This window comes from Nitratireductor alexandrii (genome assembly GCF_004000215.1).
Classification (GTDB): Bacteria; Pseudomonadota; Alphaproteobacteria; order Rhizobiales; family Rhizobiaceae; genus Mangrovimarina; species Mangrovimarina alexandrii.
Window position 1 is genome coordinate 552,337 of record NZ_RBVY01000002.1, and the last position, 26,070, is coordinate 578,406.

Below are 26,070 nucleotides of genomic sequence, written 5' to 3' on the forward strand. Positions count from 1 at the left end.
AAATTACTTGAACAGCGGCGCAATAGGCGTAAATTCGGAAAAAATTTCCGACAGGAGCCGTCATGGACCGTCTCGACAAGAAAATCCTGCGGCTGTTGCAGGAAGATTCCACCCTCGCCGTCGCCGACGTGGCCAGGAAGGTCGGCCTGTCGACCACGCCGTGCTGGCGGCGCATTCAGAAATTGGAGGAGGAGGGGGTCATCCGGCGCCGAGTGGCGATCCTCAATCCCGATAAGGTCAACACCCGGGTCAATGTCTTCATCTCGATCCGCACCAATTCGCACAGCCTGGAATGGTTGCGGCGCTTTTCCGAGGTGATCCAGGAGTTTCCCGAAGTCGTCGAGTTCTATCGCATGAGCGGAGACGTCGACTATCTGCTCCGGGTTGTGGTGCCCGACATCGCCGCCTACGACGCCTTTTACAAGAAGCTGATCGCCAAGATCGAGATCCGCGACGTGTCGTCCTCCTTCGCCATGGAGCAGATCAAGTACACGACCCAGCTTCCGCTCGACTACATGGTGCTGGACAAGGAGAGTGCCAGCGCCGCGTGAGGTTTTTTGCCATTATCGCGCCGGTTGCCGCGTTTTCTGCCGCAGCCGGTCCAGCGTCTTTTGTGCGCTCAGCTCGCGCAAGGCGTCCTTGCCGACCCAGCGCCTGGCGCGATCGTCCGCCGCGGCAAGGCGCTGCGCGACGGCAAGTGCCGCCTCGTGCAGGAAAAGCGAGCGCTTGCCGGTCTGGCGCAGCGCCCAGCTCACCGCCTTTTTGACGAAATTGCGCTCGTCGTGCGCATGGCGCTCGACCAGCTCCAGCCAGGCCAGAAAACCCGTGTCGGGCTCCTTTTTCAGGTGGACCGCCGCCCAGGCGATCATGGCAAAACCGGCGCGCCGTACGAATTCGCGCCCGTCCTTGGCGAACTCCGGTACCAGTTCGCCGGCAAGTCCGGCCTCGACGAACAGGGCGGCGGCGTGGTCGACCACCTCCCAGGAGGTGAAATCCTTCGCCCAGTCGCGCGCCTGCGCGGCCGTGACTTTTTTCGGTTCGGCGGTGAAGCAAGCCAGAAGGCGCGCCTCGCGCCAGCCGCTTTGCCACAGTGCCAGCGCGCGCGCTTGGTCGCGACCGATCGTGCGCGCGAGCGGCCGCAGGACCGCGTTCGGAATACCGAAGGCGGTCTCGGTCGCGATCCCGAACTGTGCCATGCCGGCGCGGTTGTCGGCCGAGGCGAGCGTTTGCAGATGCGCGACGACGGCCGCGGCGTCGGAGGTTGGCGAGGGCGGCGCGGCGCCCGCCACGCCTACCGCTCCAGCCGCGCCAGCAGGGACGAGGTATCCCAGCGCCGCCCGCCCATGTCCTGGACGTCCTTGTAGAACTGGTCGACCAGCGCCGTGACCGGCAGCTTGGCGCCGTTGCGCTCGGCTTCGGTAAGGCAGATGCCCAGATCCTTGCGCATCCAGTCGACCGCGAAGCCGAAATCGTAGCTGCCCTGGTTCATGGTCTTGTGGCGGTTTTCCATCTGCCACGAGCCGGCCGCGCCCTTGGAGATCACGTCGACGACCTTTTCCACGTCGAGGCCGGCCTTCTTGCCGAAATGGATGCCTTCGGCGAGGCCCTGCACCAGGCCCGCGATACAGATCTGGTTGATCATCTTGGTCAGCTGTCCGGCACCGGCCGGGCCCATCAGGCCGACCATTTTCGCATAGGCCTCGATCACCGGCCGCGCTGTGTCGAAAGTCGCCTGCTCGCCGCCGACCATCACGGTCAGAACGCCGTTTTCGGCCCCGGCCTGTCCGCCCGACACGGGCGCGTCCAAAAAGCCGAAACCGGCTTTTTCGGCCGCCTCGGCCAGGTCGCGCGCCACTTCGGCCGAGGCCGTCGTGTTGTCGATGAACACCGCGCCGGCCTTCATCGCGGCAAAGGCACCGTCCTGGCCGAGCGTGACGGCGCGCAGGTCGTCGTCATTGCCGACGCAACAGAAGACGAAATCCTTGCCCGCCGCCGCTTCGGCCGGCGTTGCGGCATGTGCGCCGCCATGCTCGTCGACCCATTTCGCGGCTTTCTCGGCCGTGCGGTTGTAGACGGTGACGTCGTGGCCGCCTTTGTTCTTCAAATGACCGGCCATGGGATATCCCATCACGCCGAGACCCAAAAATGCGACTTTGGCCATCTGGCCCCTCCATTATCCGTGTTTGTGTCAAAAAAATCCGCCGAACGCGCCGGTTCACCGCTGCAAATGCCGGGTCAGCCTGGCCTCGACCACGCTCCACACATTGCGCAATGTCTCCACGATAACGAGATAGAAGATCGCCGCCCAGATATAGGTCTGGAAGTCGTAGGTGCGCGAATAGGCTCGGCGCGTTTCGCCCATCAGGTCGTAGACGGTCGCGAGCGCCACGATCGCCGAACCCTTGATCATCAGGATGATCTCGTTGCCGTAGGGCCTGAGCGCCACGATCAGCGCCTGCGGCAGGATGATCTTGTAGAGCGTCTGGACCCGGTTGAGGCCGAGCGCGGCCGCGCCTTCCCATTGCCCCTTCGGCACGCTCTCGACCGCGCCGCGCAAAATCTCGGCCTGATAGGCGGCCGTGTTCAGCGCAAACGAGAATACCGCGCAGTTCCAGGCCTCGCGGAAAAAGCCCCACAGGCCGACCGCCTCCAGTTGCGGGCGAAACGACCCCAGTCCGTAATAGATCAAAAAGAGCTGCGCGATCAGCGGCGTGCCGCGAAACACGTACACATAGGCGAAGGCGATGCGGCTGATCAGCTTGTTCTTCGACATCCGTCCGATGGCGACGGGGATCGACAGCGCCGCACCGATCACCAGCGAAAGACCGACCAGCGACAGCGTGGTCAGTAGGCCGGAAATATATTTGGGGCCGTAGCGCTCGACCTTTTCCGGCGCCCAGGCCTCCACCAGGTACCACACCATCAGGACGCCGGCGACGAGCCAGAAGGCAAGCACCAAATTGCCCGCGATCCGCTCGCCCGTCCAGGTTCGGGGCAGGGCGGGCGGCCGCTCCGAAGCTTCGAGGCGCTCCTGCAGCGCCGTCATCGCACCGTCTCCCCGCGCTTGCCCGCCGCCTCGACCCGGCCGATCACGACCGACGACAACAACGCCAGCACCAGGTAGAGCAGCGCCGCCAGGCCGAAGAACAAAAAGGCTTCCTTGGTGTTGCGCGCCGCGATCCCGGTCTGGCGCAGAATGTCGGTCAGCCCGATCGCCGAGACCAGCGCCGTGTCCTTGAGCAGGATCATCCACAGATTGGACAGGCCCGGCAGCGCGATGCGGATCAGTTGCGGCAGGATCACCAGCCGCATGACCTGATTGCGATGCAGGCCGAGCGCATAGCCGCCCTCGTACTGGCCGTTCGAAATCGCCCTGAATGCCGACAGGAACACCTCGCTGGCATAGGCCGAAAACACAAAGGCGAGCGCGATTACGCCGGCCAGGAAGGCGTTGATTTCCACGCCGGCTTCCACGCCGAGCGTCTGGAACAGTTGCTGGATGCCGATCTGCAGCCCGAAATAGACCAGAAACAGCGTCAGCAGTTCCGGCAGGCCGCGAAAAATGGTGGTGTAGATGTCGGCTGCGGTGCGAAAGCTCCATTCCCGGCTCTGCTTGGCCAAGGCGACCAGGAAGCCGATCAACAGTCCGACCGGCAGGGTGGCGAGCGCGAGGCTTATCGTGGTGACGACGCCGATGGCGATCTCGTCGCCCCAGCCCTGGTCGCCGAAGCTCAGCAAGGTCAGGTAGTTGTCCATGTGCCCCGCCCGCCTGCCGCGGGTCCGGCGCGATCGCCGGCCGTGCGGAACCGGATCGCCGGGCGCCCATCTGGCCGCCCGGCATGGTGGCGTTTAGGCGGCATCAGTCGCCGTAAACGTCGACATCGAAATATTTGTCGTTGATTTCCTTGTATTTTCCGTTTTCGCGGATCGCCAGGATGGCTGCCGAGAACTTGTCGGCCAGGTCGGTCTCGCCCTTGCGCACGGCCACGCCGGCGCCCTGGCCGTTGATCACCGGGTCGGGCGTCAGCGTGTCGAGGATCTTGCAGCACGCGCCGTCGTCGGTCTTCAGCCATTCCGACAACACGATGACGTCGTCGATCACCGCGTCGATGCGGCCATTGGCGATGTCGAGCTTGTATTCGTCGGGCGTCGGGTAGAGCTTCAGGTCGGCCGAGGGCAGTTTTTCCTCGGCGTAGTTGGAATGGGTGGTGGAGGATTGCGCGCCGAGCGCCTTGCCGTCCAGCGCCGCGTCGGTGGCTTCCGTCAGCGCGCTGTCCTTGGGCACGGCGATCGCCGGCGGGGTGTTGTAGTACTTGGCGCTGAAATCGACCTTTTCCTTGCGCTCGTCGGTGATCGACATCGAGGCGATGATGGCGTCGAACTTGCCGGCCTGCAGGGCGGGGATGATGCCGTCCCAGTCCTGGGTGACGAACTCGCAATCGGCCTTCATTTCCTCGCACAGCGCCTTGGCGACATCGATGTCGAAGCCGACCAGCGAGCCGTCGGCCTCGAGATTGTTGAACGGCGGGTAGGCGCCTTCCGTGCCGATCTTGAGTTTCATCATCTCCTGGGCATGGGCGCCGGTGCCCAGGGAAAGCGCGAGCAGGGCGGCCGAGGCGGCAATCGCCAGACGCTGTTGGATACGCATAATGTTCCTCTCTGTCTGTTTGTCGTTGCTTGCGGCTTGCGGCCGCTTGTCGTTTCCGGCGGGTGCCGGAACACCCGTGAAAACCGGATACTCCCACTGTTTTTGCCGGGAATGCAACCGCAAAGCGCGATGCGGCGGTTCTGCGTCGAAGCCCTCGGGCTCAAGCGCCGCGCGCTGTCAGGCCGGTGCACCTTTCGACGAAATCGGCGATCGCGACGATGTCGTCGAGACGGAACACCGGCACGGTTTCTCCCGAGACCGGGTGGTCGGCGGCGATGGCGACGATATTGGGGCTCGAGGCGGTCAGCGGCTCGCGGTTGCGCGCCTCCAGGCGCCGGGTCTCGAGCTTGGGGTGGGCGTCGTGCTTGTAGCCTTCGACCAGGATGAGGTCGCAGGGCGCGAGCTTGGCGAGCACGTCGGCCAGATCGGGCTCTTTCTCGTCGCGCAATTCGTGCATCAGCGCCCAGCGCCGACCCGACACGATCGCCACCTCCATCGCCCCGGCCTCGCGATGGCGGAAGGAATCCGTGCCGTGCCTGTCGATGTCGAAGGCGTGATGGGCGTGCTTGACGGTCGACACGACATGGCCGCGCCGGCCGAGTTCGCTGACCAGCGCCGCCGTCAGCGCGGTCTTGCCCGAATTTTTCCAGCCGGTGATCCCGAAAACCCGTCTGGTCATTGCGCCTCGTCCGCGATCAGCCGCTCGGCGATGGCCAGGTCGCCGGGCGTGTTGATGTTGAAAAACGGGTCGATCTCCGCGCCGTTGCGCTTTTGCATGGCGAATTCGACGATATCGATGCTGCGCGACCGGCAAAAGCCTGAAACGGAGGGTTTTTCGGGCCCGTTCAGGAACGCCGCCATCTCGTCGGCCAGCGCCGTCGGCCACAGGCCGAACACCGGATGCGTCCGGCCGCGCGAGGCGGCGAGCGCGATCCGCTGCGGGTGCCCGGCCACAGCCAGCCGGGCGACGAGATCGGGCGGGAAGAAGGGCGTGTCGGTCGCTGTCGTGACAAGCCGGTCGAAGCCGGCGCTGGCTGCCCAGACCAGGCCGGCATGGATGCCGGCGAGCGGTCCGCGCTGGCCGGCAACAATGTCGCCGATCACCGGGCGGCCGAAGGCGGAAAAACGCTGCGGGTCGAGATTGGCGCTCACCGCGACCGCCTCAACCGCCGGCGCGAGGCGCTCCAGCACATGCGCGATCAGCGGTTTCCCGGCCAGTGTCAGGAAGGCCTTGTCGGAGCCGGCCATGCGCGAGGAGCGGCCACCGGCGAGCACCAGCCCGGCGAGGCGGCGCTCCATCGCTCACGCGCCCCCGAGCGGCCCGGCGACGCGGTCGACCCACATGCCGTAGAACGTGGCCACGATCGCCGCGGCGGCCGACAGCGCCATCACCCACAATAGCGGCATGGCGCCGCTTGCGGGCGACAGCAGCGCGCCGGCGACCACCGCCAGCGCGGCGCCGCCGCCGATCTGCATCGAGCCGCCGAGACCGGAGGCCGAGCCCGCCAGGCGCGGGCGCACGCTGACGATGCCGGCATTGGCACTCGGCAGGGTGATGCCGTTGCCGAGCCCGACCATGGTCGCCGGTCCGAACAGCGATAGCGGGTGTACGTAACCGAGGCCGAACAGGACCAGCGACACCACCATGCCGATCAGGGTCACGACATTGCCGGCAAGCATCATCGGTCCGATCCCGACCCGGGCGCCGAAACGGCCCGACAGGAAGTTGCCGCTCATGTAGCCGACCGAGATCAGCATGAAATAGAGCCCGTATTCCGACGGGCTGAGTTTCAGGATTTCCGTGGCGACATAGGGACCGCCGCCGAGAAAGGCGAAGAACGAACCGGTGGTGAAGGCGGCCGTCAGCGCATAGGCCCAGAAGCGGCGCGAGCGCAACAGTTCGGGATAGGCGCGGAACTGCGCCGAGAAACTGGGCGACAGCGCCTTGTTGGTCTCGTTGAGGTCGAGATAGACCACGCAGATCGACACCAGGCCGAAACCCAGCGTCAGCACGAAGGTGGATTGCCAGCCATACCATTCGTCGAGCAGGCCGCCGATCGCCGGCGCGATCATCGGCACCAGAGACATGCCCATGACGATATAGGCGATCTTGCTGACCGTTTCCTCCGTGCGCACCGTGTCGCGCACGATGGCGCGCGACAGCACCATGCCGGCCGCCGAAAACGCCTGCAGCACGCGGCAGGCGAGCAGGATTTCGATCGTCGGGGCAAACAGCGCCGCGACGGTGCCGATCAGGAAGATCGCGAAGCAGGTCAGCATCACCGGCCGTCGCCCGAACCGGTCCGAGGCCGGGCCGATGAAAAGCTGCAGCACGGCGGTCGCGCCGAGATAGAGCGACACCAGGAGCTGCACAACCGCATAGTCGGCCGAAAAGTGCCGCGCGATACCGGGCAGGGACGGTAGGAAAATATTCATCGCCAGCGGCCCGGTCGCCGTCGCGATGACGAGGGTGAGGATATGCGGCGAACGAACCCCCGTCAGCTGGCGCCGGTCGCTCATGCCGGCCTCCGCCTGATCGCGGCCGGGGCGGGGACGCCTGGATCGCGCATCGCCATGCTCAAAGACCGTCCGGGCTCATGGTCGGCCCCGTGCTTTCGGCGGCCGGCTTGCGCGGGCCGCGCACCTGCTCGCGATAGAGCGTGAACAGGCCCGAGCCCACGACGATCACCGCGCCGGTGATCATGGCCGCGTCGGGCACGTCGCCGAAGACCGCGTAGCCGAGCACCAGGGCCCATAAAAGCCCGGTGTAGCGATAGGGCGCCACGAACGAGATCTCGCCGGTGCGCATCGAGATGATGACGCACTGGTAGCCGACCAGCACCATGATGGCGGCCACGGCGAGCGTGCCGAACTGGCCGCCGTCGAGCGGCGTCCAGCCGCCCAGCGGAACGACCAGCAGGCCGCCGACGATGGTCACGCCGAGCGCGCTCAGCGTCGAGACCAGAAGTGTCGGCACGCCGGCGTCGATGCGCCGGGTTGCGAGGTCGCGCACGGTGCAAAACATCACCGACAGGAGCGCGAGCAGCGAAAACGCGCTAAACCCCTCGAAGCCGGGTCGGATGATGATCACGACGCCGGCGAAACCGGCCAGGATCGCCGTCCAGCGGCGCCAGCCGACCGGTTCGGCAAACACCAGGGCCGCGCCCATCGTCACCGCGAGCGGCAGCACCTGCAAAACCGCCGTGACATTGGCCAGCGGCAGGCGCTGAAGTGCGAGCAGGAAGGAGACCGTCGCGCCGATTTCGGCCGCCCCGCGCAGCAGGACCATCGGGTTGCGGACGCCGGAGAGCTTGCTTGCCACGCCCGCGCGCCAGGCAAGCAGGGCGATCAGCGTCGTGGCCACCATGCCGCGCACCAGCATGATCTGGCCCATGTTGAGCTCGGTGCTGACCAGTTTCACCACGGCGTCGTTGACCGTGAAGGCGGCCATGGCAATGGCCATGGTGAGCGCGCCGCTCAGATTGGGGGAAAGATGCAAGGCCATGTCCGGAACAGTTCTTCACCGGATTACGCACAGCCCCGCGCAAACGCAACCGCAAACCACTGGTCCAGAAGCGTCGATCGCGCCCGCTTCCGGGCAGGCGGCGCCAAAAGCCGTTGCCGGGCGTGCCGTTACGGTCCTTTCAGGCTTTTGCCCATGGCCGCGATATGGGGTTCGTAGACCGGCTTGAGCGCGCGCGGAAACCTCAACAGCATGGCGTGGATGACGTTGTCGGCGCCGAACTCGAACCGGTCGTAGAAAATATCGTTCTCCACGTAACCCGACAGCACCACCCAATTGTCTTTCACGCGCCGGTAGGTCACCTCGAAGCCCTCGCGCCCGGCGGGCTCGCTCGCCTGGTCGGCAAAGGCCTCCGGCGAGGCCTCGAGCGCGTTGTTGAAGGCGTAGACGGCCAGGCTCGCCCCGTCCTCGGAAAGCCAGGTCATGCCGTCGCCGTTCTGCGGCGGTTCCATCGCTTGGCGAAACAGTTCGGCGGGAAAGGTGATCGAGGTGCCGAAGCGGGAATTCTTGTAGGTCAGCGTGTCGGCGAGGGCGGGCAGGCACGCGAGGCCGGCGATGAGACACAGAACAAGGCGCATCGTCATGGCCGGACCTCCCTTCGCGCGCACGCTATCCCCCCGTCACGCTCATATGGCGCGAGACCGAGGGGCGGTTCGTGCGGCGGTCGATGACGAAGTCGTGACCCTTGGGCTTGCGCCCGATGGCCGCGTCGATCGCCGCATGCAGGAGTTCGTTGCCCTCCGAGGCGCGCAGCGGCTGGCGCAGGTCGGCGGCGTCCTCCTGGCCCAGGCACATATACAGCGTGCCGGTGCAGGTCAGCCGCACCCGGTTGCAGCTTTCGCAGAAATTATGCGTCATCGGCGTGATGAAGCCGAGCCGTCCGCCGGTCTCGGCAACCTCGACATAACGCGCCGGCCCGCCGGTCTTGAACGGAATGTCGGTCAGGGTGAATTCGTTTTCCAGCCTGGCGCGCAACAGCGACAGCGGCAGATACTGGTCGGTGCGGTCGGCGTCGATCTCGCCCATCGGCATGGTCTCGATCACCGTCATGTCCATGCCGCGCCCATGCGCCCAGCGCAGCATGTCGGGGATCTCGCCGTCGTTGAAGTCTTTCAGCGCCACGGCGTTGATCTTGAGCTTGAGCCCGGCCCGCTCGGCCGCCTCCAGCCCGTCCATCACCTTGCCGAAATGGCCCCAGCGGGTGATGGCGCGGAACTTGTCGGGATCGAGCGTGTCGAGCGAGACGTTGAGCCGCCTGACCCCGCAATCGGCCAGTTCGTCGGCGAAACGGGCGAGCTGCGAGCCGTTGGTGGTCAGCGTCAACTCCTCGAGCGCGCCGCTCTTGAGATGACGCGACAGTTCGCGCACCAGATGCATGATGTTCTTGCGCACCAGCGGTTCGCCGCCGGTCAGGCGGAGCTTGCGCACGCCCTTTTCGACGAACGCCGTGCACAGCCGGTCGAGTTCCTCCAGCGTCAACAGATCCTTCTTCGGCAGGAAGGTCATGTCCTCGGCCATGCAATAGGTGCAGCGGAAATCGCAGCGGTCGGTGACCGAGACGCGCAGATAGTCGATCCTGCGTCCGAACGGGTCGATCATGGGGGCGGTGCTGGCGGTCATGCTGTCGGTCCTGCCTCGCAAATGGTCCGGCCCGCTCTTGCCTGGCGCGGCCCTGCGGCCTTGGTAACATTTTCGCTGTATCTGGTGCAATATATCGACTTGATGCCGCGCCGCGATGGTGGGATAGCGACATCGATGACCGCGGAACGGACACACCGGCGGCAGCGGAGAATTGATCATGGCGGCCCCGAAAGAACTGCGCGTATCCAGGGACCGGCGCGTCCTGACCGTGACCTTCGCCGACGAGAGCCACGCGCTCGGCGCCGAGATGCTCAGGGTCCTGTCGCCTTCGGCCGAGGTGCAGGGCCATTCGCCCGAGCAGCGTGTCACCGTCGGCGGCAAGAAGCACGTCGCCATCAGCCGGCTCGAGCCGGTCGGCAATTACGCTGTGCGCATCGTCTTCGACGACGGCCACGACACCGGCATCTTCACCTGGGCCTATCTCGACACGCTCGGCCGCGAGAAGGAGACCCGCTGGCAGGCCTATCTCGACGAGCTCCGGCAAAAAGGCCTGGCGCGCTGATCGAGCAACCGGGCCGGGTTAGCCGAACACGGCGAAGCCTTCGACCAGAACCCTGTGCGCGGCGGCATACAGAAACGACGCCCCGGCAAAAAGCATCACCGCCGAGGAGATCGTCTCGGTCAACAACAGCGCGCGCATAGCGTCCGCCGGGCCGAGCGCCGCGCCCACCCGCTCGACCGCGCGCATGCGCAGCCAAAGCAGGACGGCGATCCCCAGAAATAGCGCCGCCACGACAAGATTGATCGCTTGTGCCATGGGCATCGCAAGGCCGCTTGCGGCCGTCAGCAGCGCCAGAAACAGCCACGCTGCCGCGGCCAGGCGTGTCAGCCATTGTGTCGTCCTCACGAAGCGCTCCGTCTGCCTTCTGCGCTTTGCCTCGCTCAGGGGCAGTCGCTGGGGGCGAGATAACGCCGCTTGGCCCAGCCGGTCACGGTGCGGTCGCCGTCGTAATGGGTGACGCGGCACCAGCGGCTTGGCAGCGGCCGACTTGTCGGCGTGCACGCGCCTTCGCCGGCGATGATACCGTGATTGCCGGGCCGCAGCATATCCACGATCGCGGACTTGGCCGAGGCCCGGCTGCGCAGGTTGAGCACGTCCCAGCTCTCGACATTGACCACCTGGTAGCAGCCCGGTCCCGAGGTGGCCAAGGCGCCGGGAGCGCCGGCCGCCAGAACGAAAAGCCCGGCAAGTGCGCCGGCAAGTCCGATTGTGTGACGCAACGATGTCATCGTGCTGGAACCTCCGTGGCGGATCGCGGGCGCAGCCCGGATCATAGCCGCCATCGCCGCGGTCCGCCAGCCTGAGCGCAACGCGCGGGCACAAGTGCCCGTCGACGGAGGCGTCCTGGCGGCGTGTCGTCGTCCAGCGTCGTGCCGCGCGCGTTTTCGCCGATAGGTGCCGTTTGGACCGGCTTCGCCTTAGGCGCGCGCTCCTTTCAGGTTGGGCAGGAAGATCGTCAACAGCCCGAGCAGGGGCAGGAACGAGCACACCGTGTAGACATAGCCGATCCCCTTGGCGTCGGCGACGACGCCCAGCACCGCCGCGCCCAGCCCACCGAGACCGAAGGCGAAGCCGAAAAACAGCCCCGCGACCATGCCGACCCGGCCCGGCAGCAATTCCTGCGCGAACACCACGATCTGCGGGAAGGCCGACGACAGGATCAGGCCGATCAGGATCGTCAGCACCGGCGTCCAGGCATAGCTGGCATAGGGCAGGGCGAGCGTGAAGGGCAGAACGCCCAGGATCGAGAACCAGATCACCGTCTTGGAGCCGAACCGGTCGCCGATCGGCCCGCCGAGGATCGTCCCGGCCGCCGCCGCGCCCAGGAAGATGAACAGCAGGACCTGCGATTCCTGCACCGATACGCCGAAGCGCTCGATGACGAAGAACGTGTAATAGCTGCTGATCGAGGCGAGATAGACATGTTTGGAAAACACCAGCACGATCAGCACGGCCAGCGTCAGCACCACCCGCCGGCGCGACAGGTCGAGCGTCGTCGGTGCGGCCGGTCGCGACGCGGCCCGTTTTTGATAGGCCGAATACCAGCCGCCGACGCGCCACAGGATCACCATGCCGATCATCGCGGCGACCGAGAACCAGGCGACCGAGCCCTGGCCGCGCGGCACCACGATGAAGGCGGCCAGAAGCGGGCCGATCGCGGTGCCGAAATTGCCGCCGACCTGGAACAGGGCCTGGGCGAGCCCATAGCGCCCGCCCGAGGCAAGCCGCGCCACGCGCGAGGATTCGGGATGGAAGATCGCCGATCCGAGCCCGACGAAGGCCGCGCCCAGCAAAAGCAGGCCATAGCTGCCGGCGGTTGCCAGAAGCAGCAGCCCGATCATCGTCGAGCCCATGCCGGCCGACAGCGAATAGGGCATCGGCCGCTTGTCGGCGGCGATCCCCACAAGCGGCTGCAGCAGCGACGCCGTGACCTGGAAGGCGAGCGTCAGCAGGCCGATCTGCCAGAAATCGAGGCCGTAATCGTCTTTCAGCATCGGATAGAGCGCGGCCAGGAGCGACTGCATGACATCGTTGAGCAGATGGCAGAAGCTGACGGCCAGAATCACCGCGTAGACGGTGCGCTCGGGCGCGAGCCGGGCGGGGGTGGCGATGGTATCGGCCAAGACGAACTCCTTCCGGCTATCGGCACGGCACCGTGGCCGAACGGTTATAGTGCGGCTGGGTGTGACCTTCTTTGCTGGTTTGGTCTATTTGTTTTGCGAGTGGGCCAGCAATGGGCCGCGACGGGAAGGACGAACCATGCGCGACGCCGCGCCCTCTGCGACTTCTGGAGCGCATAGTCTGCAACGCTACGACGATGACCGGCGGGCTCTGATCGAGCGCGCCGACAGCGCGGTCGTGGCGTTGGCGAGCGCCTATCCCGACGGGCACCATGTGGCGGCGCATCGACACGGCCGCTCGCAACTGCTTCACGTGCGCGCCGGCGTCGTGCTCGCCGTCACCGATGCCGGCCGCTGGATGGTGCCGGCCGGCCAGGCTTTATGGATTCCCGCCGGCATCACCCATGCCGTCGACATGCTTGGCGGCGTGCGCATGCAGTCGGCCTATGTCCGGCCGGCCGCGATCGCCGGCCTGCCGGCGTCGCTGCGCGTCGTCGCCATGACGGCCCTGATGCGCAGCCTGATGGGCGAAGCGGTCGCGATCGGCGATGCGCAAGGCGCGCGCGGCCGCGACGCGCTCTTGCTCGACCTGATCCTGCACGAGATCCCGCGGCTTGCGGAATTGCCGCTCGGCCTGCCGTTTCCCAGCGACCGGCGTTTTGCGGCGCTGTGCCGGCGTTATCTCGACGCGCCGACCCCGGCCGTGACCATCGACGACTGGGCGCGCGAGACCGGCATGAGCCGACGCAGCTTCACCCGGCGCTTTCAGCGCGAGACAGGGCTCAGCCTGTCCGTCTGGCGCCAGCAGGCGAGCCTGTTCGCCGCCCTGCCGCGTCTGTTCGACGGCGAGCCGATCACCACCGTCGCGCTCGATCTGGGTTATGACAGCGTCGCCGCCTTCACCACCATGTTCAAGCGCATGCTGGGCACCTCGCCGCGCGCCTATTTGTCGGTCAACGCGCCGGCGGTCTCGTGACGGCCGGCCCGCGGCCACGGGCACCCGGCGCGTCCCGCCTCACGCCTCGGCCAGCGTTTCCACGATGCGGCGCATCTGCTCGCCCAGGGCGTCGCACTCGGCCGGCGAGGATTGCGCCATAACGGTGTCGATCAGCTCGGTATAGATCGCGAGCGCCTTTAAAAGTCGCTCCTCGCCCGCCGGCGTCAAATAGAGCCGCATGACCCGCTTGTCGGAGGAATCGCTTTCGCGCCGCACCAGGCCCTGCGATTCGAGCTGCGGCAGCAACATGGTGATGTTGGAGCGTCCCACCAGCAGCCGGCGCGCCAGATCGTGCTGCGACTGGCCCGGATGGCGGTAGAGATTCATCAGCATGTCGAGCTGCGCGAGTTTCAGATCGAGCGGCGCCAGCGCCTTCGACAGCGCGCGCACCACCGCCTTTTCGGCGCGCACCACGGCGATCCAGTTGCGAAAGCGCGGGTTGTCCCACGGCAGGTCTTGTTTTTTGTTCATTCTTGAACTAATAATGTTCATGGTTGAACTAATTCACGGTGGCCCACCATGGCATCATTTCCGTTGACTGTCATCCGTACCGCCTTTCGCATCGCCGACCATATCGCGCCCCGGATCGCCGGCCGCGCCGCCTTCGCGCTTTTCTGCCGTACCCCGCATCCGAACCGGGTTTCGCCCGGGGAGCGGCGGGCGCTCGACCGGGCGGCGCCGTTCATGGCCGAGGCGCGCCTGCACCGGCTGACGACCCCGTCGGGCTGGGTCGCCGCGCATGATTTTCGTCCGCCGCCCGGCGTCGAGCGCCGCCGCACCGTGCTTGTCATCCATGGCTGGCGATCGCGCAGCGATCACATGGCGGCGATCGTCGACGCCCTGCGCCGCGACGGCGCGCGGGTGATTGCCCTCGATCTGCCGGGTCACGGCAAGTCGAGCGGCCGCCGGCTCGACATGGCCAACGCTGTCGCGGCGGCGGCGCTCGCCGGGGCGTGGTTCGGTCCCTTCGACGCCGTCATCGGCCATTCCTTCGGCGGCGCCGTCGCCGTCAACGCGCTTGTCGGCTCGGTCAGGAATGTCGAAAGACTGGCGGCCGAGCGGTTGGTCCTGATCGCGGCGCCCAATTCCATGCCGTCCTTCTTCGCCGAGTTCGGTCGTATGCTCGATCTCGGCCCTCGCACCCAGACCGCGTTGTTCGCCCATGTCGAGAGGCTGACCGGCCGTCCGCTGGAAGACTATGTCGGCGCCGACCAGCTCGCCCGCCACCCATGCCCGACCCTTGTCCTGCACGCGCGCTGCGACAAGGAGGTGCCGGCCGAAAACGCCAAGGCCTATGGCCGGGCGGGCAAGCATGTGCGCCTGGTCTGGGCGCCCGGCCTCGGCCACCGCCGCATCCTGGCCGGTCCCGGCGTGCTGGCCGAACTGACCGGCTTCGTCGCCGGCATCCGCGAACCGGCGCTGGTCAACTGATTTTTTTGACCGGCTCGGGCGCGTTAGCCCTTCGGCGTGCCGAGTTCGTGCGGCAGGCCGGCTTCTTTCCACGCGCTGAAACCGCCCGTGACATGGCTGACCCTGTCCAGCCCCATGTCCTGGGCGGTCTTGGCCGCCAGCGCCGAGCGCCAGCCGCCGGCGCAGAAGAACACGAAATGCTTGCCGGAGGAAAACAGCGCCTTGTGATACGGGCTTTCGGGGTCGATCCAGAATTCCAGCATGCCGCGCGGGCAGTGATGCGCACCCGAAATGCGGCCCGCGCGTTCCAGTTCGCGCGGGTCGCGTATGTCGATGAAGGCGACGTCGTCGCGGGCCAGTAGCGGCGCCGCCTCGGCCGGCGCCAGCGCCTCGACCACCGCATTGGCCTCGTCCAGAAGCGCCTTGTAGCCCTTTTTCATCACTGCCTCCCGTAAACGGCGCCGCTCAGCGCACCACCACCACCTTGGTGCCGACCCCGACCTGCTCGTAAAGATGCTTGACGTCGTCATTGGCCATGCGGATGCAGCCCGACGACATCGCCTGGCCGATCGTCCATGGCTGGTTGGTGCCGTGGATGCGGTAGAGCGTCGAGCCGATATAGAGCGCGCGCGCGCCGAGCGGGTTGTTGGGGCCGCCGGGCATATGGGCCGGCAGCTTGCGGCCCTTACGCGCCTCGCGCCGGATCATTTGCGGCGGCGGCGTCCAGCCCGGCCATTCGGCCTTGCGCGAGACGCGGTTGGTGCCCGCCCAGGTAAAACCCTGGCGGCCGACGCCGACGGCGTATTTCAGCGCCCGGCCATTGCCGAGCGTATAATAGAGCCGCCGCTCGGACGTATTGACGATGATCGTGCCTTTGCCGTGCGGTCCGTCATAGCGCACCGTCTCGCGCGGGATCGGCGATTTGTCGGAATTCCTGGTGCCGTGCTCGACGCGCGGCTGTCCGCCGCGGATGATGCGCGCGAACAGGCTTTCGGCCGCAGCCGTGCCGACCAGCGGCGAGCCCGGCGCCGCCATCATGAAAGCCGCGGCCAGCGCCGCCTTGATCCCAAGCCCGATTTTACCCATGTCACCCATCCCAATGAAAGTCGGTACGCCACGCGCCCGCTTCGCCCGTGTGCCGCATCATGGGATGGCGGCCCGAAAGGTCAAGCGGCAGCGCAAGCGCACAGTCCGAACGCCCCGGCGCCACTATCGCCGCGGCCGGTAAGCAAATCGTTGCGATGCCGGCCTTCAGCCGAGATTGAGTTCCTTGAAGAAGTCGTTGCCCTTGTCGTCGATGACGATGAAGGCGGGGAAGTCCTCGACCTCGATGCGCCACACCGCCTCCATGCCGAGTTCGGGATATTCGAGCACCTCGACCTTCTTGATGCAGTCCTGGGCTAGGCGCGCGGCTGGCCCGCCGATCGAGCCGAGATAAAACCCGCCATGGGCCGCGCACGCCTCGCGCACCTGGCGCGAGCGGTTGCCCTTGGCCAGCATCACCATCGACCCGCCGAAGGACTGGAACTGGTCGACGAAACTGTCCATGCGCCCGGCCGTCGTGGGCCCGAACGAGCCCGACGCGTAGCCCTTCGGCGTCTTGGCCGGGCCGGCATAATAGACCGGATGGTTTTTCAGATAGTCGGGCATCGGCTCGCCCTTTTCCAGCCGCTCGCGGATTTTCGCGTGGGCGAGGTCGCGCGCCACGATGATCGGCCCGGTCAGCGAAAGTCGTGTCTTGACAGGGTGTTGCGACAGGTCTTTCAGGATCTCGTCCATCGGCCGGTTGAGGTCGATGCGCACCACATGCGCCGTCAGCCTGTCCTCGTCGATGTCGGGCATGTAGCGTGCCGGGTTGGTTTCCAGCTCCTCCAGGAAAATGCCGTCGCGCGTCACCTTGCCCAGCGCCTGGCGATCGGCCGAGCACGACACGCCGAGCCCGATCGGCAGCGAGGCGCCGTGGCGCGGCAGGCGGATGACGCGCACGTCGTGACAGAAATACTTGCCGCCGAACTGGGCGCCGACCCCCATCTGCTGGGTGAGCTTGTGGATTTCGGCCTCCATCTCCAGGTCGCGGAAGGCCTGGCCGGTGTCGTTGCCTGCCGTCGGCAGGCCGTCGAGATAGCGCGTCGAGGCGAGCTTGACGGTTTTCAGGTTCATCTCCGCCGACGTGCCGCCGATCACCACCGCCAGATGATAGGGCGGGCAGGCGGCCGTGCCGAGAGTGAGGATTTTTTCCTTCAGAAAGTCGATCAGCCGGTCATGCGTGAGCAAAGACGGCGTCCCCTGGTAGAGAAACGTCTTGTTGGCCGAGCCGCCGCCCTTGGCCACGAACAGGAATTTGTAGGCGTCCTCGCCCTCCTGGTAGAGGTCGATCTGGGCCGGCAGGTTGTTTTTGGTGTTTTTTTCCTGAAACATCGACACCGGCGCGAGCTGCGAATAGCGCAGGTTCTTCTTCTCGTAGGCGTCGAGCACGCCGCGTCCCAGCGCCTCGGCGTCGCCGCCTTCGGTCCATACCCGGCGCCCCTTCTTGCCCATGATGATCGCGGTGCCGGTATCCTGGCACATCGGCAGCACGCCGCCGGCCGCGATATTGGCGTTTTTCAACAGATCGTAGGCCACGAACCGGTCGTTGTCGGTCGCCTCGGCGTCTTCCAGGATCGCGGCGAGCTGTTTGAGGTGGCCGGGCCGCAGCAGATGGTTGATGTCGGCGAAGGCCGTTTCCGCCAGAAGCCGCAGCCCCTCCGTCTCGACGGTCAGAATCTCCTGGCCGCGAAACCTGTCGAGGCCGACATGCGCCTCGGTCAGCTTGCGATAGGGCGTCTGGTCGGCGGAAAGGGGGAAAAGGTCGGCAAGCACCGGATCGCTCATACGCATGTTCCTCGCTTCGGCTGGGAAAGGGTGTCGGCCGGTTTATTGTCGCTGCGGGATAAAATGTCCATGCGAAGCGTTGCCGCTCCGGCAGGCCGCGCTTCGGCGACCGCGCCTGTGCGAAAAATATAACAGAAATTTTATCGCCGGCGGGCCAAGGCAAGGCCATTTGCTGTTGCCATACTGCGCCGCTAGGGTTCGACTCGCCGACGATCGGCCGGTCGGGGACCGGCGCGCCGGAACGTGTGGGCAGCCGGACTGGACAACGAAACAACGGGCAGGGCTAATGCACAACAACCGCCGTCGATTGCTGGCCTACCCGGCCTCTTTTCTGGCCGCCGCCATGATGCTGGCGCCCGTGCCGGCCGAGGCGCAGAACTTCTTCGAAAGGCTGTTCGGCGGCGGCATCAAGGAGCGGCGCGCGCGCGACGTGCGTCCCGAGCCGCAACAGCGCACGAAACCGAAAAAGCGCGTCAAACGGGTCAAGATTTCCGCGCCTTCCTATTATACCTACCGTCCCGACAAGCTGGTGAAAGTCTCGTTTTCGAGCCTGCTCGAGGCCCCGCGCGAAACGAGCTTCGAGCCGTCGCTGGACAATGGTCTTTTCGACGAGGCGATCGGCGGGCTCGACGGTTTCGACCTGCGCGGCTCCCCGGACGTGGCTGCGGCGCTGGCCGCCTATTACGGTGAAAACCGGGCCTTCATCTGGGTTTCCGGCTTCAGTCCCAACGGCCGTGCGGCCGAGGCCGTGCGGGTGCTGGGCGAGGCCGCAGACTTCGCGCTCGAGCCGGCCGACTACGCCGTGGCGGTGCCGGCGCCCGGTTTTTCCATGGATGCGATGGCCGCCCGCAAGGCCGAGCTGATCCGCTTCGAGATGGCGCTGTCGGCCAGGGTGCTGCGTTACGCGCGCGACGCCTGGTCCGGACGTGTCGATCCCAACCGTCTGTCGGGCTATCACGATTTTCCCGAAAAACCGCTCGACCTGAAAAAGGTGCTCGACCGCCTCGCGCATAGCCGAGACGTGCGTGCCTATCTGGAGGCGCGCCATCCGCGGAACGAACGCTTCGCGGCGCTGCGCGTCGAACTGGAGGCGCTGCGCGCGAGCGCGGAAAACGACATCGTCGTCGATGCGAAACTGCTGCTGCGGCCTGGCAAGTCGAGCCCCGAACTGCCCAAAATGCTTGCCTTGTTCGCGCGCGAGACGGACGAGGCTTTCCGCGCCGAACACGCCGCGCTGTTGGAACGCCACAAGGAGAGCGAACTTTACGCCGACGAACTCGTGCCCGTGGTCAAGGCCGCGCAGGACTTCAAGGGGTTGCGGGACGACGGCATTATCGGTCCGCGCACGGTCCGCGCCTTTGCCGGCGAATCCAAGGCCGCGCGCATCGCCAAGGTCGAATATGCGCTCGAAAGGCTGCGCTGGCACCCGTCCGCCCTTGGCAGTCCGCGCGTCTTCATCAACCAGCCGGCCTTTACAGCCTCCTATGTCGAGGCCGGCCGCGAGAAACTGTCGATGCGTGTGGTCGTGGGCAAGAAATCCAACCAGACCAATTTCTTCTACGACCAGATCGAGCAGATCGACTACAACCCCTATTGGGGCGTGCCGCAGTCGATCATCGTCAACGAGATGCTGCCCAAACTCTACCGCGACCCGGCCTATCTCGACCGGGCCGGCTACGAGGTCACCGATGCGCGCGGCCGGCGCATTGCCTCATCGGCGATCAATTGGGGGCAATATGGCGGCAAGGTGCCGTTCAACGTGCGCCAGCGTCTGGGCTCCCGCAACGCGCTCGGCGAGCTGAAGATCCTGTTTCCCAACAAGCACGCCATCTACATGCACGACACGCCGTCCAAGAACCTGTTCCAGCGCGACACCCGTGCCTTCAGCCATGGCTGCGTGCGCCTGGCCGACCCGCGCGGCATGGCCGCCGCGGTGCTCGACAAGCCGCTCGACTATGTCGCGGCCAAGATCGGCGCCGGCCATTCTTCCGAAAAGATCACCCGCACCATTCCCGTCTATGTCGCCTATTTCACCGCCTGGCCCGATCAGAACGGCCAGGTCGCCTATCATGGCGACGTCTACGACCGCGACCGGTACCTGCAAAAGGCGCTCGACGCGATCGCGGCGGTGCGCCAGCCGGCCGGTTGAGCCGCGCCGTCGTCAAGCCGCACAACCGTCCCCGAGATCGCGCCGAGCGTGGCGGATCGGGCGCGGCGGGCGCAAAAGGCCCTGCGATCAGTCCGTTTTTGCCGAGGCGACCAGCAGGCCGCCGCCCGCGCCGGGCTTGAGATGCACCACCTTGTAGCCGCCGGCCTTGAGGTCGGCGAGCAGGCCCGGCAGCATCGCCGCCGTGCGCGGGTGGATGTCGTGCATCAGGATGACGCCGGAGCCGCGCTGGCGCAGCCGGGTCAGCGTGCGGGCGCGGATCGCCTGCGGCCCGCTCTTGAAATAATCCTTGGAATCGATGCTGGCGTCGATCACCACGATGCCCTGGGCGGCGAGGCTGTTGCGCAGCGCGGCGGTCGAGGCGAGATAGGGAAAGCGGAAGAACGGCGCCGCGCGGTAGGAGCCGAGCGCGGCCGCCACGCTCTTGCGGCCACGCTCGATCTGCGCCTGCGCGCTGGCGTGGCTGAGGCTGGCGAGATTGGCGTGGCCCTGCGTGTGGGTGCCGACCGTGTGGCCGCGCGCGGCGACCTTGCGCGCCGTGGCGGGGTAGGCATTGGCCATCTGCCCGACCATCAGGAAGGTCGCCTTGACCCCGAACCGGTCCAGTATGTCGAGCACCCTGTCGGTGCGGCCGGGGATAGGCCCGTCGTCGAAGGTCAGCACCACTTCGCCCGGCCGCAGGGCGATGTCGGCGACGCGCGCGACCCGGATCGTGCGCCCGGCCAGCCCGCCAAGCGCGCGCGGCAGCTGGTCGGGCCTCAGCATGGCGATCTGCGGGCTCTGTTCGGTGTCGGCCGGCGCGCGTTCCTCCGCGAAGGCCAGGCCGGGACGTTCGCCGGCGGCGAGTTTTTTCGGCGCATTGGCGCAGCCGGACAACAAAAGCGCGGCCACGACGCCGCCCACAACCGCCAAACCCGAACGCATGATACGCAACCCGTACTGTTGAACGCCGTCAAAAATGCACGCACAGGGTTAAGAGAACGCTAAACCGAGCGGCCGGTTAACCATGGCGGGTGACGGATTGTCGTTTCCGCCGCGCTCCGACGTCACGCGAGCTCGCCCGCCGGGGCGGGGCAGGAGTTTTGGCTGAATTCGTTCGAGGAAAATGGTGGGCGCGACAGGGATTGAACCTGTGACCCTTCGCGTGTGAAGCGAATGCTCTCCCGCTGAGCTACGCGCCCGCAGGGGCCTGGGCCCCGCGACAGGCGGCGATATAGAGGCGGAGGCTTTGCAAAGTCAAGCGCGCTGTCGCTCAGCCGTCGAGCGTGCCGTGGATCAGCCGTTGCGCGAGCGCCGGCGTCAGCTCGTCGAAATGCGAAATCACCCGCGACGGCTCCAGCGCGCGCACCGGAATGTCGGAATAGCCGTGCTCGACGGCGACCACCGGAATGCCGGCCGCCTTGGCCGTGGCGATATCGTTGCGCGAATCGCCGACCATCACGGCGCGCTGCGGGTCGGCGCCGGCGAGCGCGATGGTTTCGGTCAAATGGCGTGGGTCCGGCTTGCGGAACGAAAACCGGTCGGCCCCGCACACGGCCGAAAAATGCCCGCCCAAGGCCAGCGCCTCCAGCAGGCGCTCGGTCATCGCCTGCGGCTTGTTGGTGCACACCGCAAGCGAAAATCCGGCCTCCGCCAGCCGTTCAAGCGCGGGCGTCGCGCCGTGATAGGGTAGGGACGTGCCCGGGATCGTGTCGGCGTAATGGGCCAGAAACGTCGCAACCATCGACGCCGCGGTCTCCGGCTCGAGCCGCACGCGGCGCTCGGCGTGGACGCGCTCGATCATCGCCTTGCCGCCGAGGCCCGCGAAGGCGCGCATTGCGGCCGGATTGACCGGGGCGAGCCCGTGACGGGCGAGCGCGTGGTTGAGGCTGGCGATCAGGTCGGGCGCGGTGTCGATCAGCGTGCCGTCGAGATCGAACACGATGACGGGGGACGGGCGCTTCATGGCGGCGGGCTCCTCGCTGTCGGCCGGCGGGCTTGGCGAAACCCGGCGATAGCCCGTGCCGATATCGCCGACAAGGCAATTCGTCGCGCTTGGCGCGCGGCCGTGCTCTTTGACCAGCGGGTCGGAAGTGCTAGATCAGCGCCACAACGGGCTGACAGGCTGGATTCATGGACGCACGATTGCTCAAGATCGAGGCGGCGCGCGCCGCGCTTGCCTATGTCGAGGACGGTGCGACCATCGGTATCGGCACCGGCTCGACGGCGGAGGAGTTTGTGCGCCTGCTGGCCGCGCGCGTCGCCGACGGTTTCACGGTCGTCGGCGTGCCGACCTCCGAGCGCACGGCGCGTCTGTGCGGCGAGCTCGGCGTGCCGCTGACGACGCTGGATGCCGCCCCCCGCCTGTCCGTCACCGTCGACGGCGCCGACGAGGTCGGTCCCGACCTTGCCCTGATCAAGGGCGGCGGCGGCGCGCTGCTGCGCGAAAAGATCGTGGCGGCCGCCTCCGACAGCATGGTGGTGATCGCCGACGACACCAAGCTGGTCGAGATGCTGGGCCGATTCGCGCTGCCGATCGAGGTTAATGTTTTCGGCCTCGCCGCGACCCGGATCGCGGTCGAGAAGGCGGCAAGCCGGCTCGGCCTGTCCGGCCCGGTCGCGCTGCGCGGCGGCCAGACGCCTTTCGTCACCGACGGGGGGCACATGATCCTGGATGCATCTTTTGGCCGCATTCCCGATCCAAGAGCGCTCTCTGAAGCGCTCCACGCCATCCCCGGCGTGGTCGAACACGGATTGTTTCTCGATCTCGCAAGCGTTGCTATCATTGCCGGCGAAAACGGCGTGAGCACCATCAAAGCCACCCGATAGAAAGGGAGTTCTGTCAGTGATGACATCTATGTTCCATGCCCGCCGCCTGGCTGCCGCCTTCGGGGCGAGCCTTATCCTGGCCGCGGCACAGCCGGCCTTCTCGCAGGAAGTGTCCGAGAGCCATCTCAAGGCGGCGCGCGCCGCCATCGATTCGCTCGGCGCGACGGAAGAGTTCGACCTGATCCTGCCCGGTGCAGCGCAGTCGCTGAAGGGCGAGCTGATCCAGAAGGATCCCAACCTTCAGGACGTGATCGTGGAGACCGTCGACGAGGAGGCGCTCAAGCTTGCCCCGCGCCGCGGCGATCTCGAACGGGAGGCCGCGCTTGCCTATGCGCGCAACTTCACCGAGGACGAGCTTAACGCCATCGCCACCTTCTACACCTCGCCGGGCGGGATCGCGTTCAAGACCAAGTCGCCGCTGGTGACCCGCGACGTGCTCCAGGCCGCCGACATCTGGCAGAAGGGTCTGGCCCGCGATCTGGCCGTGGCGGTCAACGAGGCGCTGAACGAGAAGGCCGAGGCGGCCGACAACGCCGCTCCCGCCGAACCGGCCGCGGCGTCCGACTGATTTTGCCCGCCGACTATCCGGCGCCTTGCGTGCGGCTTTCGCCGCGCCGGCGCCGGATTTTCCCGCTTTGCCCCGCTTTCGCAGCATAAGCGGCGTTCCCGTCGTGCGCCCGCCGGTGTAAGGCGTTCCCAACCGATCTGTTTCGAGGCAGTTTTTATGGCCAGCTATGACTACGATCTGTTCGTGATCGGCGGCGGTTCGGGCGGGGTTCGCGCGGGCCGCGTCGCGGCCTCGCTCGGCAAGAAGGTGGCGATCGCCGAGGAATACCGCTACGGCGGCACCTGCGTCATTCGCGGCTGCGTGCCCAAAAAGCTGTTCGTCTACGCCTCGCAGTTTCCCGAGCATTTCGAGGACGCGGCCGGCTATGGCTGGAGCGTGCCGGAGGCGCGCTTCGACTGGTCGACTTTGGTTGCCAACAAGGACAGGGAGATCGCGCGGCTGGAAGGGCTTTACCGCAAGGGGCTCGACAATGCCGGCGCCGAGATTTTCGACTGTCGGGCCGAACTGGTTGATCGCAACACCGTGCGCCTTGTCGGGCTCGACCGCACCGTCACCGCTGCCACCATCCTGATCGCGACCGGCGGCCAGCCCAATCCGCATGCCGCTTTGCCGGGCCACGAACTGTGCATCTCCTCCAACGAGGCCTTCCATCTCGATGCCCTGCCGCGCTCTATCGCGATCGCCGGCGGCGGTTATATCGCGGTCGAGTTCGCCAATATTTTCCACGGGCTCGGCGTGGAGACCACGCTGGTCTATCGCGGCAAGGAGATTCTGGGCCGTTTCGACATGGATCTCAGGCACATGCTGCACGAGACCATGGAGAAAAAAGGTATTCGCATCCTGTGCCATACGATCTTCGACCGGATCGAGCGGCGCGCGGACGGCCGGCTCGACGCCCATCTCCATGAAGACGGCCATCTGGTGGTCGACACCGTCATGCTGGCGCTCGGCCGCACGCCCAACACCGCCGGCCTGGGGCTCGAGGCGGCCGGCGTCGCTGTCGGGCCACGCGGTGAGATCCCGGTCGACCAGTTCTCGCGCACCAATATCGACAATATCTACGCCATCGGCGACGTCACCGACCGGGTGCAGCTCACCCCGGTGGCGATCCACGAGGCGATGTGTTTCGTGGAAACCGTCTTCAAGGACAATCCCACCCGTCCCGACCACGACGACGTCGCCACGGCGGTGTTTTCCCAGCCCGAGATCGGCACGGTCGGCCTCGCCGAGGACGAGGCGGTCAAGCGCTTCCGCCATGTCGAGGTCTACAGGGCAAGCTTCAGGCCGATGCGCCACACGCTGTCGGCTCGCGACGAAAAGATGATGATGAAGCTGGTCGTCGACGGCGAAAGCCGCCGCGTCGTCGGCGCGCACGTGCTGGGACCCGATGCCGGCGAGATGGCGCAGATCCTCGGCATCGCCGTCAAGGCGCGACTGACCAAGGAGGATTTCGACCGCACCATGGCCGTTCACCCCTCCGCCGCCGAGGAACTGGTGACCATGTACCAGCCGAGCTATCGCGTGCGCGACGGCGAGCGGATCGACTAGGGCCCCTCCAGGCGGATCGGACGCCGGGTTGCCGTTCAAAAGCGTGTCGGAACAATAAGTTGGAGCCGTTTTCTGATTCGGAGAAAGGCCGAATGGCTCTCAGTCTGGGCGCGGATTTCTAGAGCGTTTCCAGGCGAACAGGAAGCCGGTTCGCCGTTCAAAAACGCATCAAAACAATAGGTTGGAGCCGGTCTGCGATTCTACGAAAAGCACAACGGCTCTAGTCGACGATTTGGGCTTTCGAGGCCGAGTCGCGGGTGGGGACCAGATCCTCGGCCGCGATCACCTCGACGTCCTGGTTGCGGCCGGCCACCACCGTGAAGTCGCGCTGGTAGATGCGCTCGCGGTTCTTGGCGATGACGGTGTAGTCGCCTTCCGCCAGCACCATCGAGGCGAAGGCGCCGACATTTTCGCGCACCGGATCGCCGGACCCCGTCAGCACCGACCACGACGTGTCGGCGATCGCCTCGCCGCCGGCATCGCGCACCAGCTTCATCGTCAGTTGCGCCGCCCGGTGCTCGACGGTCGCCTCGGTCAGCTTGCCGGCCTCGACCCTTATATCGGAGCGGATGACGGCGTTGACTGCGCCATAGGTCGACACGACGTGATAGGTGCCGGCATTGAGCCGCACCACCGTGTTGGGGCTGACATTGGGAATGATCAGCGCGCGGTCGCCATCGGGATCCTCGGCCGCCTCGTAGATCGAGAACCGCAGCTTCGCCGGCGGGATGCGTACGCCGCCCGAAAGGATCGCGTCGAGCTTCAGCCCGCCCGCGTCCAGCACGAAGGTCTCGCGGCTGGGCGTGGCGCCGACCGTGATGCGTTTGGTGGCGCCGGCGCGCCCGAAGGCGGCATGCACCAGATAGCTGCCCGGCTCGAGCGAAAACGCGCTGGTGCCGCCTTGGCCCTGCGCGACCAGCGGCAATTTGCCGTCGGCGGCCGGTTCCGGCTTGAACACCCGCCACACCAGTCCGCGCGACAGTTCCGGCGCGTCCTCGGTCAGTTTCGCCTCCAGGGTGACTTCGCCGCTTGCCCCCGTGGCCAGCGGGGTCTCGCCCTGTGTCGGCGCGTAGCCGCTCAGCCCCGGCAAAGAGAGCTTCAGTTCGGGGGCGGGCGCGTCCTGCGCGACGGCCGGCGCCGTGGCGCTCGTCAGCGCGGCCAAAAGGCACAGCCGGGTGAACAGTGCGGAAATCCCCTGTCTCATGGCTTGCCATCAAACCCAGGCGGATGGCAATTTCAAGGCCCGTTTTCCCAAGCTGGCCGCGAT

General features: G+C 66.5%; 29 protein-coding genes and 1 tRNA gene. 8 read left to right on the forward strand and 22 right to left on the reverse strand.

All coding sequences use genetic code 11. From position 1 onward, the window contains the following. Positions 1-62 precede the first annotated feature (62 nt). Positions 63-551, forward strand: a complete 489-nt coding sequence (locus EP380_RS06360) for an Lrp/AsnC family transcriptional regulator (RefSeq protein WP_106569691.1) — start codon at positions 63-65, stop codon at positions 549-551. 12 nt (positions 552-563) lie between these two features. Here the strand turns inward: EP380_RS06360 and EP380_RS06365 are convergent, their stop codons facing one another. From EP380_RS06365 to moaA, 11 genes are all read right to left on the reverse strand, one after another. After that, on the reverse strand, positions 564-1,289 hold the full coding sequence (locus EP380_RS06365) for a DNA alkylation repair protein (RefSeq protein ID WP_238719751.1): 726 nt from the start codon (positions 1,287-1,289) through the stop codon (positions 564-566). A 2-nt stretch (positions 1,290-1,291) separates the two neighbouring features. Further along, positions 1,292-2,161 (reverse strand): NAD(P)-dependent oxidoreductase, encoded by an 870-nt coding sequence (locus EP380_RS06370; protein ID WP_127597447.1) that lies wholly within the window; start codon positions 2,159-2,161, stop codon positions 1,292-1,294. Between the two features lie 54 nt (positions 2,162-2,215). Then, a complete protein-coding gene (locus EP380_RS06375) occupies positions 2,216-3,046 on the reverse strand; it encodes an ABC transporter permease (protein ID WP_106569689.1) in 831 nt (276 codons plus the stop codon). Continuing rightward, positions 3,043-3,756 (reverse strand): ABC transporter permease, encoded by a 714-nt coding sequence (locus EP380_RS06380; protein ID WP_106569688.1) that lies wholly within the window; start codon positions 3,754-3,756, stop codon positions 3,043-3,045. The genes EP380_RS06375 and EP380_RS06380 overlap by 4 nt, the downstream gene beginning before the upstream one ends. A 103-nt stretch (positions 3,757-3,859) precedes the next feature. Further along, a complete protein-coding gene (locus EP380_RS06385) occupies positions 3,860-4,648 on the reverse strand; it encodes an ABC transporter substrate-binding protein (protein ID WP_127597449.1) in 789 nt (262 codons plus the stop codon). 160 nt (positions 4,649-4,808) lie between these two features. After that, positions 4,809-5,327, reverse strand: coding sequence for a molybdopterin-guanine dinucleotide biosynthesis protein B (gene mobB / locus EP380_RS06390; protein ID WP_127597451.1), 519 nt, complete (start codon positions 5,325-5,327; stop codon positions 4,809-4,811). Further along, positions 5,324-5,947, reverse strand: coding sequence for a molybdenum cofactor guanylyltransferase MobA (gene mobA, locus EP380_RS06395; protein WP_127597453.1), 624 nt, complete (start codon positions 5,945-5,947; stop codon positions 5,324-5,326). The genes mobB and mobA overlap by 4 nt, the downstream gene beginning before the upstream one ends. Before the next feature lie 3 nt (positions 5,948-5,950). Continuing rightward, complete coding sequence (locus EP380_RS06400) at positions 5,951-7,168, reverse strand: multidrug effflux MFS transporter (protein WP_106569684.1); 1,218 nt, start codon at positions 7,166-7,168, stop codon at positions 5,951-5,953. 58 nt (positions 7,169-7,226) lie between these two features. Next, positions 7,227-8,147, reverse strand: a complete 921-nt coding sequence (locus EP380_RS06405; protein ID WP_106569984.1) for a DMT family transporter — start codon at positions 8,145-8,147, stop codon at positions 7,227-7,229. 134 nt (positions 8,148-8,281) lie between these two features. Then, complete coding sequence (locus EP380_RS06410; protein WP_106569683.1) at positions 8,282-8,755, reverse strand: hypothetical protein; 474 nt, start codon at positions 8,753-8,755, stop codon at positions 8,282-8,284. Positions 8,756-8,780: 25 nt separating this feature from the next. Beyond that, a complete protein-coding gene (gene moaA, locus EP380_RS06415) occupies positions 8,781-9,791 on the reverse strand; it encodes a GTP 3',8-cyclase MoaA (protein ID WP_127597455.1) in 1,011 nt (336 codons plus the stop codon). A 178-nt stretch (positions 9,792-9,969) separates the two neighbouring features. On the opposite strand from moaA, the gene EP380_RS06420 reads away from it, so the two are divergent. Next, on the forward strand, positions 9,970-10,314 hold the full coding sequence (locus EP380_RS06420; RefSeq protein WP_127597457.1) for a gamma-butyrobetaine hydroxylase family protein: 345 nt from the start codon (positions 9,970-9,972) through the stop codon (positions 10,312-10,314). Between the two features lie 18 nt (positions 10,315-10,332). Here the strand turns inward: EP380_RS06420 and EP380_RS06425 are convergent, their stop codons facing one another. The 3 genes from EP380_RS06425 to EP380_RS06435 form a co-directional block, all read right to left on the reverse strand. Continuing rightward, a complete protein-coding gene (locus tag EP380_RS06425) occupies positions 10,333-10,659 on the reverse strand; it encodes a hypothetical protein (protein ID WP_127597459.1) in 327 nt (108 codons plus the stop codon). A 35-nt stretch (positions 10,660-10,694) separates the two neighbouring features. Further along, positions 10,695-11,042: an SH3 domain-containing protein gene (locus tag EP380_RS06430; RefSeq protein WP_127597461.1), complete on the reverse strand. Its 348-nt coding sequence runs from the start codon at positions 11,040-11,042 to the stop codon at positions 10,695-10,697. Between the two features lie 189 nt (positions 11,043-11,231). Further along, positions 11,232-12,437, reverse strand: a complete 1,206-nt coding sequence (locus EP380_RS06435; RefSeq protein WP_127597465.1) for an MFS transporter — start codon at positions 12,435-12,437, stop codon at positions 11,232-11,234. A gap of 136 nt (positions 12,438-12,573) precedes the next feature. On the opposite strand from EP380_RS06435, the gene EP380_RS06440 reads away from it, so the two are divergent. After that, positions 12,574-13,410, forward strand: coding sequence for an AraC family transcriptional regulator (locus EP380_RS06440; protein ID WP_127597467.1), 837 nt, complete (start codon positions 12,574-12,576; stop codon positions 13,408-13,410). A gap of 39 nt (positions 13,411-13,449) precedes the next feature. Here EP380_RS06440 and EP380_RS06445 read toward each other — a convergent pair whose 3' ends face one another. Continuing rightward, on the reverse strand, positions 13,450-13,902 hold the full coding sequence (locus tag EP380_RS06445) for a MarR family winged helix-turn-helix transcriptional regulator (RefSeq protein ID WP_106569676.1): 453 nt from the start codon (positions 13,900-13,902) through the stop codon (positions 13,450-13,452). Positions 13,903-13,950: 48 nt separating this feature from the next. Here EP380_RS06445 and EP380_RS06450 point away from each other — a divergent pair, with 48 nt between their 5' ends. Then, positions 13,951-14,862 carry an alpha/beta hydrolase gene (locus EP380_RS06450; protein ID WP_127597469.1) on the forward strand — a complete coding sequence of 304 codons (912 nt, stop codon included), beginning with the start codon at positions 13,951-13,953 and terminating at the stop codon, positions 14,860-14,862. A gap of 23 nt (positions 14,863-14,885) precedes the next feature. Here the strand turns inward: EP380_RS06450 and EP380_RS06455 are convergent, their stop codons facing one another. The 3 genes from EP380_RS06455 to EP380_RS06465 all read right to left on the reverse strand — a co-directional run bounded on the left by EP380_RS06455 (position 14,886) and on the right by EP380_RS06465 (position 17,712). Then, the gene (locus EP380_RS06455) at positions 14,886-15,281 is read right to left on the reverse strand and encodes a rhodanese-like domain-containing protein (RefSeq protein WP_127597471.1); all 396 of its coding nucleotides are present in this window, start codon (positions 15,279-15,281) and stop codon (positions 14,886-14,888) included. Between the two features lie 25 nt (positions 15,282-15,306). Continuing rightward, positions 15,307-15,927 carry a L,D-transpeptidase gene (locus EP380_RS06460; RefSeq protein WP_238719752.1) on the reverse strand — a complete coding sequence of 207 codons (621 nt, stop codon included), beginning with the start codon at positions 15,925-15,927 and terminating at the stop codon, positions 15,307-15,309. Positions 15,928-16,092: 165 nt separating this feature from the next. Beyond that, complete coding sequence (locus EP380_RS06465; protein WP_238719753.1) at positions 16,093-17,712, reverse strand: fumarate hydratase; 1,620 nt, start codon at positions 17,710-17,712, stop codon at positions 16,093-16,095. Positions 17,713-17,998: 286 nt separating this feature from the next. On the opposite strand from EP380_RS06465, the gene EP380_RS06470 reads away from it, so the two are divergent. Continuing rightward, positions 17,999-19,861 carry a L,D-transpeptidase family protein gene (locus EP380_RS06470; protein WP_127597473.1) on the forward strand — a complete coding sequence of 621 codons (1,863 nt, stop codon included), beginning with the start codon at positions 17,999-18,001 and terminating at the stop codon, positions 19,859-19,861. 87 nt (positions 19,862-19,948) lie between these two features. On the opposite strand, the gene EP380_RS06475 is transcribed toward EP380_RS06470, so the two are convergent. The 3 genes from EP380_RS06475 to gph all read right to left on the reverse strand — a co-directional run bounded on the left by EP380_RS06475 (position 19,949) and on the right by gph (position 21,824). Next, positions 19,949-20,803: a polysaccharide deacetylase family protein gene (locus tag EP380_RS06475; RefSeq protein ID WP_127597475.1), complete on the reverse strand. Its 855-nt coding sequence runs from the start codon at positions 20,801-20,803 to the stop codon at positions 19,949-19,951. Positions 20,804-20,985: 182 nt separating this feature from the next. Then, positions 20,986-21,060: transfer RNA gene (locus tag EP380_RS06480), tRNA-Val, on the reverse strand. 71 nt (positions 21,061-21,131) lie between these two features. Beyond that, positions 21,132-21,824, reverse strand: a complete 693-nt coding sequence (gph, locus tag EP380_RS06485; RefSeq protein ID WP_106569671.1) for a phosphoglycolate phosphatase — start codon at positions 21,822-21,824, stop codon at positions 21,132-21,134. A gap of 167 nt (positions 21,825-21,991) precedes the next feature. Between gph and rpiA the strand changes: the two genes are divergently transcribed. From rpiA to gor, 3 genes are all read left to right on the forward strand, one after another. Then, positions 21,992-22,687, forward strand: a complete 696-nt coding sequence (gene rpiA, locus EP380_RS06490; RefSeq protein ID WP_106569670.1) for a ribose-5-phosphate isomerase RpiA — start codon at positions 21,992-21,994, stop codon at positions 22,685-22,687. Between the two features lie 19 nt (positions 22,688-22,706). After that, positions 22,707-23,255: a DUF2059 domain-containing protein gene (locus EP380_RS06495; RefSeq protein WP_106569669.1), complete on the forward strand. Its 549-nt coding sequence runs from the start codon at positions 22,707-22,709 to the stop codon at positions 23,253-23,255. Between the two features lie 156 nt (positions 23,256-23,411). Continuing rightward, positions 23,412-24,803 (forward strand): glutathione-disulfide reductase, encoded by a 1,392-nt coding sequence (gor, locus tag EP380_RS06500; protein ID WP_127597477.1) that lies wholly within the window; start codon positions 23,412-23,414, stop codon positions 24,801-24,803. 220 nt (positions 24,804-25,023) lie between these two features. Here the strand turns inward: gor and EP380_RS06505 are convergent, their stop codons facing one another. After that, positions 25,024-26,007, reverse strand: coding sequence for a hypothetical protein (locus EP380_RS06505; protein ID WP_127597479.1), 984 nt, complete (start codon positions 26,005-26,007; stop codon positions 25,024-25,026). Between the last annotated feature and the right edge of the window lie 63 nt (positions 26,008-26,070).